Below are 650 nucleotides of genomic sequence, written 5' to 3'. Positions count from 1 at the left end.
AAAGAAACTGGCATCAAAGTTATCTACTCTACATACGAATCTAACGAAAGTATGTACGCGAAGCTAAAAACGCAAGGTTCTGGTTACGACTTGGTAGTACCGTCTACCTACTTCGTTTCTAAAATGCGTAAAGAAGGTATGCTGCAAGAGATCGACAAAAAGAAACTTTCTCACTTTAGCGATCTTGACACCAACTTCCTAGATAAACCATTTGATCCAAACAACAACTACTCTATCCCTTACATTTGGGGTGCGACGGGCATTGGTATCAACGCAGATATGCTAGATAAATCGTCTGTTTCTAAATGGGACGATTTCTGGGATAGCAAGTGGGAAGGTCAACTAATGCTGATGGATGACTCTCGTGAAGTCTTCCACATTGCATTAACAAAGCTTGGTTACTCGCCAAATACAACGAACCCAGATGAAATCAAAGCAGCTTATGAAGAGCTGAAAAAGCTAATGCCAAACGTATTGGTATTCAACTCTGATTTCCCAGCAAACCCTTACCTTGCAGGTGAAGTGTCTCTTGGTATGCTTTGGAACGGCTCTGCTTACATGGCTCGTCAAGAAGGTGCGAATATCGACATCATCTGGCCTGAAAAAGGCACCATTTTCTGGATGGACAGTTTAGCAATTCCAGCTGGCGC

1 protein-coding gene is annotated in these 650 nt (G+C 42.6%); it reads left to right on the top strand.

All coding sequences use genetic code 11. From position 1 onward, the window contains the following. Positions 1-650 (top strand): extracellular solute-binding protein (locus R8N49_RS27890; RefSeq protein ID WP_318190542.1); only part of this gene is annotated, 650 nt, incomplete at both ends.

The organism is Vibrio sp. 1978 (assembly GCF_033344345.1).
This window is presented reverse-complemented; position numbering and strand designations above follow the sequence as displayed.